This is a genomic window from Methanosarcina horonobensis HB-1 = JCM 15518, from assembly GCF_000970285.1.
Classification (GTDB): domain Archaea; phylum Halobacteriota; class Methanosarcinia; order Methanosarcinales; family Methanosarcinaceae; genus Methanosarcina; species Methanosarcina horonobensis.
This window is the reverse complement of the sequence record NZ_CP009516.1, coordinates 976,902-990,174: the sequence shown is the minus strand read 5'-3', so window position 1 is coordinate 990,174 and position 13,273 is coordinate 976,902. Positions and strand designations below refer to the sequence as shown.

The 13,273-nt window shown below is 44.0% G+C and carries 14 protein-coding genes; 13 read left to right on the top strand and 1 reads right to left on the bottom strand.

Features of this window, described 5'->3' with window-relative positions:
* Positions 1-293: 293 nt before the first annotated feature.
* Positions 294-1,364, bottom strand: coding sequence for an NAD(P)-dependent glycerol-1-phosphate dehydrogenase (locus MSHOH_RS04425; protein ID WP_048137697.1), 1,071 nt, complete (start codon positions 1,362-1,364; stop codon positions 294-296).
* 796 nt (positions 1,365-2,160) lie between these two features.
* On the opposite strand from MSHOH_RS04425, the gene MSHOH_RS04420 reads away from it, so the two are divergent.
* The 13 genes from MSHOH_RS04420 to MSHOH_RS04365 all read left to right on the top strand — a co-directional run bounded on the left by MSHOH_RS04420 (position 2,161) and on the right by MSHOH_RS04365 (position 13,245).
* Positions 2,161-3,018 carry a DUF63 family protein gene (locus MSHOH_RS04420; RefSeq protein WP_048137694.1) on the top strand — a complete coding sequence of 286 codons (858 nt, stop codon included), beginning with the start codon at positions 2,161-2,163 and terminating at the stop codon, positions 3,016-3,018.
* Positions 3,019-3,086: 68 nt separating this feature from the next.
* A complete protein-coding gene (locus MSHOH_RS04415) occupies positions 3,087-3,827 on the top strand; it encodes a stage II sporulation protein M (RefSeq protein ID WP_048137692.1) in 741 nt (246 codons plus the stop codon).
* 278 nt (positions 3,828-4,105) lie between these two features.
* The gene (locus MSHOH_RS04410) at positions 4,106-5,269 is read left to right on the top strand and encodes a formate--phosphoribosylaminoimidazolecarboxamide ligase family protein (protein ID WP_048137690.1); all 1,164 of its coding nucleotides are present in this window, start codon (positions 4,106-4,108) and stop codon (positions 5,267-5,269) included.
* A 381-nt stretch (positions 5,270-5,650) separates the two neighbouring features.
* Positions 5,651-6,877 (top strand): translation initiation factor IF-2 subunit gamma, encoded by a 1,227-nt coding sequence (locus MSHOH_RS04405; protein ID WP_048137688.1) that lies wholly within the window; start codon positions 5,651-5,653, stop codon positions 6,875-6,877.
* On the top strand, positions 6,874-7,239 hold the full coding sequence (locus tag MSHOH_RS04400; protein ID WP_048137686.1) for a PIN domain-containing protein: 366 nt from the start codon (positions 6,874-6,876) through the stop codon (positions 7,237-7,239). Before MSHOH_RS04405 ends, MSHOH_RS04400 begins: the two co-directional genes overlap by 4 nt.
* A 60-nt stretch (positions 7,240-7,299) precedes the next feature.
* Entirely contained in the window at positions 7,300-7,884 is a 585-nt protein-coding gene (locus MSHOH_RS04395) for a DNA-directed RNA polymerase (protein ID WP_048137684.1), read from the top strand.
* 31 nt (positions 7,885-7,915) lie between these two features.
* On the top strand, positions 7,916-8,101 hold the full coding sequence (gene spt4 / locus MSHOH_RS04390; protein WP_048132197.1) for a transcription elongation factor subunit Spt4: 186 nt from the start codon (positions 7,916-7,918) through the stop codon (positions 8,099-8,101).
* 1 nt (position 8,102) lies between these two features.
* On the top strand, positions 8,103-8,690 hold the full coding sequence (locus MSHOH_RS04385) for a GTP-dependent dephospho-CoA kinase family protein (RefSeq protein WP_048137682.1): 588 nt from the start codon (positions 8,103-8,105) through the stop codon (positions 8,688-8,690).
* Entirely contained in the window at positions 8,671-8,976 is a 306-nt protein-coding gene (locus tag MSHOH_RS04380) for a 30S ribosomal protein S24e (RefSeq protein WP_048137680.1), read from the top strand. The genes MSHOH_RS04385 and MSHOH_RS04380 overlap by 20 nt, the downstream gene beginning before the upstream one ends.
* A 21-nt stretch (positions 8,977-8,997) precedes the next feature.
* Positions 8,998-9,147, top strand: coding sequence for a 30S ribosomal protein S27ae (locus MSHOH_RS04375; RefSeq protein ID WP_048137678.1), 150 nt, complete (start codon positions 8,998-9,000; stop codon positions 9,145-9,147).
* A 390-nt stretch (positions 9,148-9,537) separates the two neighbouring features.
* Positions 9,538-9,678 carry a hypothetical protein gene (locus MSHOH_RS23410; RefSeq protein WP_158024042.1) on the top strand — a complete coding sequence of 47 codons (141 nt, stop codon included), beginning with the start codon at positions 9,538-9,540 and terminating at the stop codon, positions 9,676-9,678.
* A 1-nt stretch (position 9,679) separates the two neighbouring features.
* Entirely contained in the window at positions 9,680-9,850 is a 171-nt protein-coding gene (locus MSHOH_RS23405) for a hypothetical protein (protein WP_158024041.1), read from the top strand.
* Positions 9,851-10,182: 332 nt separating this feature from the next.
* Positions 10,183-13,245, top strand: coding sequence for a tetratricopeptide repeat protein (locus MSHOH_RS04365; RefSeq protein ID WP_048137674.1), 3,063 nt, complete (start codon positions 10,183-10,185; stop codon positions 13,243-13,245).
* Positions 13,246-13,273: the final 28 nt, after the last annotated feature.

Here is a 13,273-nt window from a genome sequence, read left to right as displayed (position 1 = left end):
TTTTTTTCGGGTATTTTTGAGTTTTCAGGATACCTGAAGTTATTCCCAAACATTTTGAATTTAGTATTGAATCTGGACCTGAAATAAGGCATTTAAAGTTAGATTATCCTGAAGTTAAACGCATTATTAAATTAAATTCATTTAACATTCCGAATGAGCGATTGATTATGATTAAACGCGAATCCTGCATTAAGAGATTCCAATTATTAGTTTCAATTATTGATAGCATCCAATTTCATGACTTTTTCAAACAGTTGCTGATTTCCTTTTTCAGCCTGAGTTAAAACAACTTCTCAACTTATGACCTTTGTGATTCTTGCAACCTTCTCAGCTGCCGAAGGAGTAAGTCCGTTTCCAAGAATCGTGTAACGGTCCGGACGGATACTGTGTGCATGTAAGAGAGCTTCGACTATATATTTATCTTCTATGCCCAGTTCTGCTGCAGTTGTAGGAGCCCCGATCTTTTTTAAAGCATCCCTTATCTCCTGCCAGTTTCCTCCGTGCAGGTACATCATCAAAATTGTACCAACTCCACACTGTTCTCCATGAAGTGCAGGCTTTGGAGCAATCCTGTCAAGGGCATGACTGAACATATGTTCGGACCCAGAAGCCGGCCTTGAAGAGCCTGCAATACTCATTGCAACCCCATTCGAGACCAGGGCTTTTACCACAAGCCTTACAGAGGTCTCATGCTCAGGTTTTATGGAGTCAGCATATTCGATAATTACCCGGGCAGCCATGCGTGAAAGGGCTGCAGCATATTCCCCGAAGTATTCATTCCTGAGCCTGCTTGCGAGTTCCCAGTCCAGAACTGCCGTGTAATTGGAAATTATGTCACCGCAGCCCGCTGCAAGAAAACGGAAAGGAGCTGCTGAGATAACTTCCGTATCCGCAATCACCGCAATAGGAGCCTGAGCCTGTACGGAGGCGTTTCTCCCGTTGTCCATTATTGAGGCGCGAGAAGACGCTATCCCATCATGGGAAGCTGCCGTAGGCACGCTAATAAAAGGAAGCTCAAGCCTTGTCGAAGCAAGTTTCGCAAGATCAATTGATCTGCCGCTCCCGACACCGAGGAGAAAACTGGCATCTATTTCAAGAGCTTTTTCCGTAATTTTCTCGACTTCTTCCATTGTGGCCCTGCAGGTAAGTATCGCCTCCGCACTGTCTCCCATACCCTCAAGGAGTTTACAGACTCTCCTGCCTGCAACATCCCTTGTAGTGCCTCCGGTTACTATCAGCGCATTTCCTTTCAGTTTAAGGTCCCTGCAGACATCTCCTACCTCTTCAAGCACGCCATGCCCGATAAGTACATCTCTCGGGAACTGCATCCATTTTGCGCTGTTCTTGTTAAGAGTCAATTTCATACCCGCATGAATTTTGATCGTGATAAAGATACGCTAAATGCTTCATTTCAATATATTGAATTTTGATATACTCAATTTCATAAACACGACATAAATTATCCAGCCAGCAGTTAGCTTGCTTACTGGAGATTAACATCTAGACTGTTATTGCAAATATCTATAATTATCAGGTATTTAACACCAGCAGATACCTGTACTGGAGACTGACACTGAAGACGATAATACCTGAAGAAAACATCGACAACTTATGAAATACAGTATACATAGTTTAATAGGAGAATTTAATTCATTAACTTAATTCTCAGAAGAAACAAAAAGAAGTGTTCCGGATCCTTTCAGCTTACACCTTTCATATTTGTTTTCGTCTATTTGATTTTTGTCCGGATCATGTCAGGTTTCTGTGCCTGCCTGAAGTTAAGTATGGAAACTTCTCTTACATTGACGCTTCTCCAGGGTAATTTACTTAAACCAATTCTCTCTCTATTGATAAGTCTATTAAATCTTACCTTTTAACATGCACAATTACAGAGAATAAATATAATAACATAGAAATATAAGATCACTATAATATAAGATCTATATAAGACCTTTATAATATGTTTGTTTTTCCTGAAGTAGAGCTTCGAGAAGGCAAAGAAATATCTGTAATTAAACCGAACACCGTTCACTGTTGAGTTCGCTACATTTACAGTTCAGAAATAAATTTGTTTCAAATATATAAGCCAGTACACGGATTCAGCTATGTACAGTAAGAACCAGTTGTATTAGGTTATTGCCGTTTTGAATGAGTGATAAGATGAGTTATTTAATTGAAAAAATTTCACAATTTATCAATACCTACTATCTGGACCCCATAAGGGGCGATGAAGGGTATAACCTTGTAAACACGTTTACCTGGGCAGTGATACTGGGCATCTGTATTTTTGGGATATTCAGGCTCCTTGAAAAGCTGGAAGTAAAGATAACGCCCAGGTTCATTCTCTCGATCCTGCCTTTCGTGCTTGCAGGTTCTTCTCTACGCGTGCTTGAAGACTCTCCTGCCGGCATCTTTCACCCTCCTTTCAGCTATTTACTTATAACCCCGAACATTTATTTCCTGGTTTTCGGAATAACTGTTGTTTGCCTCTGGCTCTCAATAAGGATTCAAAAGGCAGGGCTTGTAAAGGATTATCATCCGGTTTTTGCAGGCTTCGGGCTGGCATGGTTCTTATTAAACCTTGGGACTCTGCTGTACTTCGAGAACATTGTGGTCGCTTACATTCCGGTTTTTGTAATAGGAGCAGGGATAGGACTAACGTTTATATTTTATCTGATTGCCCTCCATTTTAAATCCTCGATTTTTACCGATCCTCTAAACCTTTCCATCCTGCTCGCCCATATGCTGGATGCTTCTTCAACGTATATAGGAATAGATAAACTCGGGTACTTTGAAAAACACGTGCTTCCTTCTTATCTTATTAAACTTACGGATACTGCACTGGTTATGTATCCATTGAAGATAGTTATCTTCGTAGGAGTTCTTTACGCACTTGATACCCAGTTTGAGAAAGATGAGGAATCAACCAACCTGAAAATGCTGATTAAAATGGTTATTTTGATCCTCGGACTTTCTCCGGCAACCCGGAACACAATCCGAATGATGCTGGGAATCTGAAAGAGTAGTAAACAGATGCCTCAGCTGAGGTTAAGATTCAATGTATCAGGTTTTTATTGGGGATAAACATGGAAAGAGAGGAAGACCATTATTTACGGGAGAAAAACGGAGAAGTAAGGACAGAAACTCCTGATTGGGAAAGGGAGGAAAAAATATATGCTTCAGAGGAAAATTCCTTTTTAGCCGACAGCAGAAAAACAGAATCCCGGCCGGGAACAGGTACCTCAAGAGCATCCGGATTTACCAGCTACCTGCGTTTTATCTGGCCATATGTTCTTTTTATTACCTTTGTGTTTTTCGGAGCTCTGGTTGCAGGCTATACTTCATCGGCAAATTTTCCGGAGATGGCTGATACACTGATGGAAGGGTTCAGCTCCAGGTTTGCGCCCCTCCTTGCCCTGCCTCCGATATTCATTATGCTTGGAATATTTCTTAACAATGCCTTTGTGAGCCTACTCTTTCTTGTGCTCGGGCTTGTCTTTGGCATCCTTCCGGTACTGTTTATCGCCTTCAATGGATATATTGTAGGAGTTATCTCACACATCGTAGCCCAGGAAAGAGGCCTGCTTTTTATCTTCCTTGCCCTTCTTCCTCACGGGGTATTGGAACTGCCCATGGTCTTCCTGTCAGCTGGAATCGGACTCAGGCTCGGACATCAGGTTTTCGCTGCCCTCATAGGCAGGCCCACTGAGATAAAAAAAGAATTTAAGGAAGGACTGCAATTTTACTTTCGCTGGATTTTGCCTCTCCTCTTTCTGGCGGCTGTAGTTGAGACCTTTATTACACCTTTGATTCTAAGTTTCCTCTAAAAATCAGATAAAACGGAGGCTGCCCTGAGAGGCAAACCAGCTCCCGGCCTACCCTCCATTATATAAATGATTACTTCTATTAGAAAGGGTTTTAATAGGTAAAGCTGTTAATGGGGAAAAATCCAATTAAAACTTTTGTTTAACAGACCTGGCAAGCTACTGGCAGGACTTGCATTTCAGGAATATCATCTCAATACAGGTTAGAGTCACGCATGACCATACCTGATCACCATCTCACGGAAGTATTAATACCTCGAAAAAGCTGAGAGACATCACATATGATTGACAGGAAAGAAATAAAGGAAATTGTTGAAGGCTATTACGCGCATGTTGATAAGATTAAGATAGGGACAATTGCCTCTCATTCTGGACTCGACATCTGCGACGGAGCAGTTGAAGAAGAGTTCAGAACCCTTGCAGTCTGCCAGGCCGGAAGGGAGAAAACTTACACTGAGTACTTCAGAGCTCAGAGAGACCCTTACGGGAAAATAAAGAGAGGAATTGTCGATGAGGCAGTTGTATATAAGAAGTATAATGAAATCCTTCTGCCCCAGAACCAGCAGAAACTGGTTGACGAGAAAGTGCTTTTTATTCCTAACCGCTCTTTTACCTCCTACTGCAGCATAGATGAGATAGAAGATAATTTCAGAGTGCCCATGGTAGGGAGCAGGAACCTCCTCAGGAGCGAAGAGAGAAGCGAACAGCAGAGCTATTACTGGATTCTTGAAAAAGCAGGGCTTCCGTTCCCTGAGAAGATAGAATCTCCCGAGGAGATTAACGAACTCGTAATGGTAAAGCTTCCTCATGCAGTAAAGAAACTCGAGAGGGGGTTTTTCACGGCCTCAAGCTATAAGGAATATGTGGAAAAATCCGAAGCCCTTATTAAGCAGGGAGTGATTACGCGCGAAGCTCTTGAAAATGCCAGAATCGAGCGGTATATCATAGGACCCGTGTTCAACCTTGATATGTTCTACTCCCCGATCGAGCCGAAAATGAGCAAGCTGGAGCTCCTTGGTGTTGACTGGCGTTTTGAGACCAGCCTTGACGGACATGTAAGGCTTCCTGCCCCCCAGCAAATGGCTCTTGCCCCTCACCAGCTTACCCCGGAATATACGGTCTGCGGGCACAACTCGGCAACTCTTCGCGAGTCCCTCCTTGAAAAGGTATTCGAAATGGGAGAAAAGTACGTAAAAGCCACTCAGGAACATTATGCACCTGGAATTATAGGACCTTTCTGCCTCCAGACCTGCGTGGACAAAGACCTGAATTTTTATATTTATGATGTCGCCCCGAGAGTGGGCGGCGGGACCAATGTGCATATGTCTGTCGGGCATTCATACGGCAATTCCCTCTGGAGAAGGCCGATGAGTACGGGCAGAAGACTAGCCTTTGAGATCAGACGCGCTCTTGAGCTCGAGAAACTCGATATGATCGTCACATAAATTTATTAAGGCTTTCCGGCATTAGTAATATGAATTGTGCAGGATACCGTAAACTTTAAAAGGATCCCCTGAATCTGCCAGATTCAAGCCGTAACTAAAAATTTAGTGATAGATATTGTCTGGCTTTTCAGTTTGAAAATACCGAACTGCCCGGGGAAGGGGTTCGGGCTCATTTAAAGCCCGTTAAAGTAAAATCCCGCTTTGAGTTACAATTACAACAAACCAAGGATCACATAGTAAGAATTAAAAATCAGATCAGGTTTAGAATTGAGGTCTGAAAACCCGAGGGAAGAAAGCAGTTAAAAATCCTGAAGGTGCAGATTTCGGAGAAATACCTGCCTTATATCAGATTATCTTCACTCTACTGGAGGAAATTACAACTTGAGTCAGCCCTGTGTTAATATCGGCATGGTAGGCCATGTCGACCATGGAAAAACCACACTTGTTAGAGCTTTATCCGGCGTGTGGACGGATACGCATAGCGAAGAAGTAAAAAGAGGAATTTCGATAAGATTGGGGTACGCCGATTCCCCATTCATGAAATGCCCGAAATGTCCTGAACCCCAGTGTTATACTGTGGAGAAGACCTGCCCCAATTGCGGAGAAACAACAGAAGAGCACAGGACAGTTTCTTTTGTAGATGCCCCAGGACACGAGACCCTGATGGCAACCATGCTTTCCGGTGCTGCAATTATGGATGGGGCAGTGCTTGTAATTGCCGCAAACGAAGACTGCCCGCAGCCCCAGACAAAGGAACACCTTATGGCTCTGGACATAATAGGAATTGAAAACATCGTCATTGTCCAGAACAAAATCGATCTTGTATCAAGGGAGCGCCTTATCGAGCACTACCACCAGATAAAAGAATTTGTCAAAGGCACGGTTGCCGAAAATGCGCCTATAATCCCGATTTCTGCCCAGCAGAATATTAATATCGATATTCTCATCGATGCTCTGGAAACCCAGATCCCGACTCCGGTTCATAAAATTGACAAGCCTGCTAGCATGCTTATTGCCCGGTCTTTTGACATTAACAAACCCGGAGCTTCAATTGATGAGATCCGCGGTGGAGTTATCGGAGGCACACTCACTGAAGGCGTACTTCATCCGGGAGACGAGCTTGAGATAAGACCAGGAATAAAGGTCACAACAGAAGGCACCACCAGATGGATTCCCATTCTGACAACGGTCTCATCGATTTTTGCAGGAGCAACAAAGGTAGAAGAAGCAACTCCTGGAGGGCTCCTTGCCGTAGGAACTTATCTTGACCCTACCCTGACAAAGGGTGACTCTTTAACAGGACAGATGGCAGGCGCCCCGGGAACTCTTCCAGAAACAAGGCATCAATTTGTCATGGAACTCCACCTTCTCGAGAGAGTAGTGGGAGTTACAAGGGAAGAGAAGATCAATGAAATCAAGACCAGTGAACCCCTTATGCTTAACATAGGAACCGCAACGACTGTAGGTGTGGTCACAAGTGCCCGGAAAAATGAAGCCCAGGTGGCACTCAAGCGCCCGATAAGTGCAGCCGTCGGGTCAAGGGTTGCGATCAGCAGGAGAATTGATTCCCGCTGGCGGCTCATTGGAGTAGGGGTAATAAAAAGTTGAAAATCATAATCGATACTAACGGATTCATGATCCCTGTCCAGTTCGGAGTGGATATTTTCGAAGAACTGAAAAGGCTGGGCTTTAATGAATTCTATGTACCTGAAGCTGTTGTATTCGAGATCGAAAAACTCATAAAGCGGGAAAAAGGTTCAAACAGGACAGCCGCAAAGGTTGCCAGGTCCATGATGGAAAGGTGCAGACGGATCGCAGGCATCGGACCTGCGGATGATGTGATTCTCAGGCTCGCCAGAGAGATGGAAGCGGCTGTTCTGACAAATGATATAGGGTTAAAACGCAGGCTTGCCGAAAGCGGGATCCAGACCGTATCCCTGCGCCAAAAAAACAAACTGGATTTTGTTTGAAAACCCACCGGACATTTCCGGGCAGCAGTTCCATTGATTAAGTTTACGGGTGATTAGCAGATGTATAAATTAATGAAACTCGTTGATACTGTTCGCATTCCTCCCACCCTTCTCGGGGAAGAAGTGATGCCTACCATTAAAAATGCATTAAGGGAAAAACTTGAAGGGCAGGTTGACAAAAAACTTGGCTCTCTCGTTGCTGTTTACAATATTGACGAGGTAGGAGAAGGGCATATCCTCGTCGGAGACGGGGCTGTGTACTATGATGTGACATTCGAAGCAGTAATGTTTTATCCAGAGCTCCAGGAGATTATTGAAGGGGAAGTTGTAGAAGCTGTCGGCTTCGGAGTCTTCGTAGGAATGGGACCAATGGACGGGCTGCTCCATGTCAGCCAGATCACTGACGATTTTATTTCATATGATGCGAAAAATGCAAGGCTTGTTACTAAAAACGGAGGCAAGTCAATTACCGAAGGAGACCATGTAAGAGCCAGAATTATTGCGGTCAGCATCAATGAGAGGGAACCAAAAGAAAGCAAAATAGGACTTACGATGCGACAGACTGCCCTTGGAAGACTGCAGTGGCTCGAAGAAGCCCGCAGAAAGAAGCAGTCCCAGGCAGTCTCAGGTGAAGAGACAGCCTGAATAAAAAAGAAGGCAAAAAAGAGGATTTGCAATGCCAGAAAAAGTCTGTAGACACTGCCTGAGGGTCCTGGAAGGTCAAACGTGTCCTGTTTGCGGAACTTCGGACCTCGCAGAAGAATGGAGTGGACTTGTTATCATCCTTGACACAGAACGCTCGGAGATCGCAAAAAAACTTGGGGTTGACATCCCGGACAGATTTGCTTTGAAGGTGCGCTGAGTTGAGTGTTCATATCGAACTTCCGAGAGAACTTCGTCCACTTATGAAAAAACCCCTTGGAACTCTATACAGGGGAAAGGGCAGGGACACGGTAGAGAAGTTTGCAGGGGAGCTTTCAAGCCCCACAAAACTTATATCCGTAGGGGATGTTACTACCTTCCACCTGCTCGAAGCCGGGATTATTCCGGACATCTGTATTGTGGATGACCGCACTAAAAGGAAACCGGTGTCCAGCAATGTTTCGGCCCGGAACAGGGACAAGGTTTACGAAGAAGTTTCGGTTGACAACCCTGCAGGAATTATTACCGATGAGCTTATTAGAACCCTTTGTGAAGCGTTTGCCTCGGAAAAGCTCCTTCGCATCTTTGTAAGAGGAGAAGAGGATCTGGCAACCCTTCCGGTAATTCTTCTGGCTCCAATTGGGGCTGTTGTCCTTTACGGACAGCCCGATGAGGGCGTGGTCTTTGTAGAGGTCACCAAGAAAAAGAAAGAAGAGATAAGGGCTCTTTTTGAGAAGCTTATCAGCAAAAATCAAAATAATGAATTGGATAAAATACGGAGAATTCTAGATGGACATAAAAATCCTTAAAGATAAAAAGAATTCACTTTTAAACAGAAGGGAACTGGATTTCATTGTGAAATATGAAGGTTCGACTCCTTCCAGAAGTGATGTCAGGAACAAACTTGCTGCAATGTTAAACGCCCCCCTTGAACTGCTGGTCGTCCAGAGGATCAAGACCGAATACGGAATGCAGGAAAGCAAGGGCTATGCAAAGCTCTACGAAGATGCAGACCGCATGAAGCAGGTAGAACAGGCATACATCCTGAAGAGGAACGCTGTCCCTGGATCAGAGACTGAGGGAGAAGAGGCTTAAGCCTTACTGAGGTGTACAAACATGGCAGTAAAAGATTATTACAAAGTCCAGGGCGACTCCGTAACCAGACTCAAACAGTTCTGTCCCAGATGCGGACCCGGCGTATTCCTTGCCGAACACAAAAACCGCCTTGCCTGCGGAAAGTGCGGCTACACCGAATTCAAGAAATAACCCTCTCGGGAAATCATAGCTCATTTTTCAGCCCGGATCGCAGGAGTTTTTCCTGCGGCTCCTTTCACTATCTTCATTTTCCAAGGAAAATCTCTCAAGTGCTCTGACATTTCTTTGAAACTTATCAAGTTTTTTGTTATAGATGTTGCAGATTCTATTCAGTTTTTTGCATAAACTGTTGCAGATCTCCTTTCCATTATTATATGTTTCCATATCCTATTTTTTACTTTATTAGATCCCATCAAACAAAATGTTATGACTATTTTTATGCAATAGTTTAACTATCTTGTATACTATTTTCTATTATAAGTAATACCTATGACATACATACTCCACAAAAGTATAGTCCGGAAGCTAAAAGATGCTGTCTGGAAAGGAGAGGGATAAAGCATGTCCGAGGAAAGCAAGAAAATAAAAATTACCAGAGTAAAGAATATTCGAGTAAAAAGCCTTAAAATAAAGGGTCTGAGACCGAAACCTCTTATTATAAAGAACCTGACATTAAAAGATGTCAGAAAGGTAAAGAGGTAACATGTCAGAGAAAAACGCGAGAACGAAAATTATCACAATAAAAGACACGAAAATTAAAAACCTGAAAATAAAGGGACTGAGGCCAAAACCTCTTGTTATCAGAAACCTGACCTTAAAAAACGTAAGGCTGATATTTAAACTCCCACAGGAAAAACTGAAAAAGAAGGAGTAATGGCACTAAATTTTTAGGTGTCAGTCTTTATTGTTTTTTTGCTGACTTTTATTTATTTTTTACAACTTTTTCAAGAATTCCTGTTTTCTTTTTCCTTCTTTTCACTTTCTTTTTTCTTTTCTTTTATTTCTTTCGATAGGACATCAGACAGGCTTGATTAAATTTTTATTAACCGTAAACTAAAAACAGTTTTTAGGCTAAAGGAAACTGAGCTTATAGGGTAGGGAAGGTCTAAACAATTAAATCAGTAACTCTTTTCTGCAATCGTATTTATATCTGAGAGCATATATAATTCCATACAAATATTTTTAGAAGATAAAGCCAGAGGTCTTATGCAATCTCTTTACGCCAGAGCCTGGTACAGTAAAGCCCTTGCTCTTTTGAACCTGAAAAATCCGATCGGATCAGAGAAGAATTTTGAAAAGGCTCTTGAAGCGTTTGATTCCCTGCTTGAGATTTACCCTCAGGACACAATTGCCTGGCAGTACAGGGGAAATATACTGCGATACCTGGATCGGCCAGAGGAAGCCCTGGAGGCTTTTGAAAAAGCTCTTGCTTTTGATCCGGATAACGTTCCAGCTCGTTACTTTAAGGGGCTTACGCTCGGGTATTTGAACCTTCCTGAACAGGCTCTGGAGGCTTTCGGAGGAGTGCTTGAAAGGGATTTGCAGCATGCTGGGGCTCTTTATTACAGCGGACTTGCCTTGAACCAGCTTGGAAGGCATGTTGAGGCAGTCTCAGCCCTTTCACAAGCTCTAAAAATAAAACCTGAGAACCCCGGGGCCTGGTATTATAGAGGAGTATCCCTCTACGTTCTGGAAAAGAGTTCAGAGGCTCTTGAAGCATTTGAAAAGACACTTGCGCTTGAACCCTCACACGCAGGAGCATGGGAGGGTAAGGCGAAAGCATACCTTTCTCTGGGCAGAAGAAGGGAAGCTCTCAGAGCATGCGAGAAAGCTCTTGAACTTGAACCCTCTTCTGCAGGCGCATGGGAGACTCAGGGCAAAATTCTGGAGGGTATCGGAAGAAGAGAAGAAGCTCTTGGAGCTTTTGAGAAAAGCCTTATTCTTGAGCCCATGAATGCAGGGAACAGGATAGAAAAAGGCAGACTTCTCGGAAGCCTTGGAAGGTATGAAGAAGCACTTCAGGCGTTTGAAAGCGTACTTCAGACGAACAGTTCTCTTACCGAAGCAAAAATCAACAGGGGAAAAGCCCTGCTTGCCCTTGGGAAATACCAGCAGGCGCTGGACTATTTCAGCAAAACTCTCAACGAAAACCCTGAGAATTCGGAAGGCTGGGGAGGGATGGGCAGCTGCTTCCTTGCCCTTGGGAGCTATTATAAAGCGATGCAGGCTTACGAAAAAGCCCTCTCCTCAGGGCCTGAAAACAGCTGTACCCTGAGCGGAATTGGAGAAATCTATTATGAACTTGGGGATTTTTCCAGAGCTCTGGAAGCCTTTGAACAGGCTCTGAGGCTTGATATCGAAAATACCTTTGCCTGGAACGGCAAGGGAAATACTCTCTGTAAACTAGGGAGATATATGGAGGCTCTGGAGGCTTATGAAAATCTCCTTACACTTGATTATGAGAGCCTGCCCGCCCGGTACAATAAAGGAATTGTCCTGTCCGGGCTTAAAAACAGGCAAAAAGATTCGGAAGAATCCCTCGAAAATCAGATCCAGACAGCTTTTAAAAAATACCTTGAGCTGTCCGGAAAGCTTCCAGAGGATAAAATCGGGGCTGAGGGCTGGAAACACAGGGGGCTTGCTTTTGCCGAACTTGGAGAATATAAAGAAGCAATTAAAGCTTTTGACAGGGCAGCAAAACACAGACCGGATGATATATCACCCCTGGTTTACGGAGGAATAGCCCTGATATGCCTTGAAAAATATGAAGAAGCTCTGGAAATCCTTTTACAGGCAGAAGAAATCTTTTACGCAACCATAGGGACAGAAAGAAATGGAGAAAATAGCAAAGAAGAAAAAACCGAAAAGTTCTGGACTCATAACCCTGCCGTAAATAAACACATGCTGGAAAAGCTCAGGACAGCTAAAGGTTTTGCCCTTGCCGCTCTTGGCAGATACGAAGATGCCCTGAAAGCCTTTGAGAGTGCCAGAAAACTTTCGGGAAATGGAAAGATCTCCTGCTTTGGGAAAGGCATTATTTTTGCAAACTGCGGAGAATGGAAAAAAGCCCTTGAAGCATTTGACAGTGTTCTTATCTTCAATCCGGAAGACACCCTGGCTTCAGTAATGAAAGCCTTTGCCCTGATAAGGCTTCAGGACTTTGAGGGGGCTGCCGGAATTCTTGAGAAGTTAGCAGTAAAGGAGACAGACACCGATCTTTCCTCCTGCCTGCTGGGTTTTGCCTGTTCCAGGCAGGGGAATATTGAGAAAGCTCTGCAGGCTTATAGAAAAGCGATTGAAGTAAACCCGAAGAATATCCACGCAAGAAACGGGCTCGCAGAACTTTACTTCAAACTGGGTAACAGCAGAGGGGCTTTAAAAGAGCTTGAGGCTTCGATTTCAGCGGATCCAGAAAATGCGTATTCAAGAAGCCTGAAAGGCAGAGTAGAGCTTGAAGAACAGGCATGTGAAGACGCACTCGAGTCATTCAGGCGGGTTCTTACCCTGGACACGGAAGACCAGAGATTCCTGCTCTGGGACGCATATGCCAGGTATATGTTTGCAGAAGCTTCTTTTGAGGAGGACAGTGCACGTTTCAGGTACACTCTCCTTGCAGCTGCCGGAAAACTTGAAAAGGCAGCCATTTGCCGTGAACCCGGAGACAGTGAATTGAGGGCTTATGCCCTGTATTTCCTGGGGCTTTTCTATTGCAAAGTCCATTACTTCCGAAAAGCTTCCGAAAGGCTCGAAGAATGCCTGAAGCTTGAAAACTCCAGAAAAGTAAAACAGCCTGCAGCTCTGCTTCTCAAAAATATCCATGCAAGACGTCCCAGAAATGCCTGGTGGGAATGGTGGCTTGCTCCGGGAGCACACAGTGTTATAAAAAAAGCAGGATTCGGGTTAATCTTGTTTTTAATTTTCAGCATACTGCTGTCTCACCCTGCGGCTTCGACCCTGCCTTTAATATCCTGGCCTGCAGCTACTATAAGCCAGATTTTCTACCCGGCTGGCGAAAACAGCTCCTCGTGGGCGCTTTACGGAAAGGAATACTTAATCTCAGTCCTGCTTCTGTCTTCCATTCTGGTCCTTCCCGGGTTCAGTTCAGACATCACTGAAGATGGAGAACTTGAACTTGAGACACTTACCCCTCCGTCTCCAGATTTTGATATACCTGTATCCGTTCTGGAAGAGTTTACGGAAAGGCTTGAAAAGAGCCTTTTCTCTCCCGAACCTATGAGAGAAAGCATAGAAAAACTTGGAAAATTCTGAAGGGAAATTATGAAACCTTAAAAGAAAA

Bases quoted from the DNA above. Each gene is read 5' to 3' on its own strand.
- MSHOH_RS04410 (WP_048137690.1), top strand. From the start codon at position 4,106: ATGATTGACAGGAAAGAAATAAAGGAAATTGTTGAAGGCTATTACGCG.
- MSHOH_RS04415 (WP_048137692.1), top strand. From the start codon at position 3,087: ATGGAAAGAGAGGAAGACCATTATTTACGGGAGAAAAACGGAGAAGTA.
- MSHOH_RS04365 (WP_048137674.1), top strand. From the start codon at position 10,183: ATGCAATCTCTTTACGCCAGAGCCTGGTACAGTAAAGCCCTTGCTCTT.
- MSHOH_RS04380 (WP_048137680.1), top strand. From the start codon at position 8,671: ATGGACATAAAAATCCTTAAAGATAAAAAGAATTCACTTTTAAACAGA.
- MSHOH_RS04375 (WP_048137678.1), top strand. From the start codon at position 8,998: ATGGCAGTAAAAGATTATTACAAAGTCCAGGGCGACTCCGTAACCAGA.
- MSHOH_RS04420 (WP_048137694.1), top strand. From the start codon at position 2,161: ATGAGTTATTTAATTGAAAAAATTTCACAATTTATCAATACCTACTAT.
- MSHOH_RS23405 (WP_158024041.1), top strand. From the start codon at position 9,680: ATGTCAGAGAAAAACGCGAGAACGAAAATTATCACAATAAAAGACACG.
- MSHOH_RS23410 (WP_158024042.1), top strand. From the start codon at position 9,538: ATGTCCGAGGAAAGCAAGAAAATAAAAATTACCAGAGTAAAGAATATT.
- spt4 (WP_048132197.1), top strand. From the start codon at position 7,916: ATGCCAGAAAAAGTCTGTAGACACTGCCTGAGGGTCCTGGAAGGTCAA.
- MSHOH_RS04425 (WP_048137697.1), bottom strand. From the start codon at position 1,364: ATGAAATTGACTCTTAACAAGAACAGCGCAAAATGGATGCAGTTCCCG.
- MSHOH_RS04395 (WP_048137684.1), top strand. From the start codon at position 7,300: ATGTATAAATTAATGAAACTCGTTGATACTGTTCGCATTCCTCCCACC.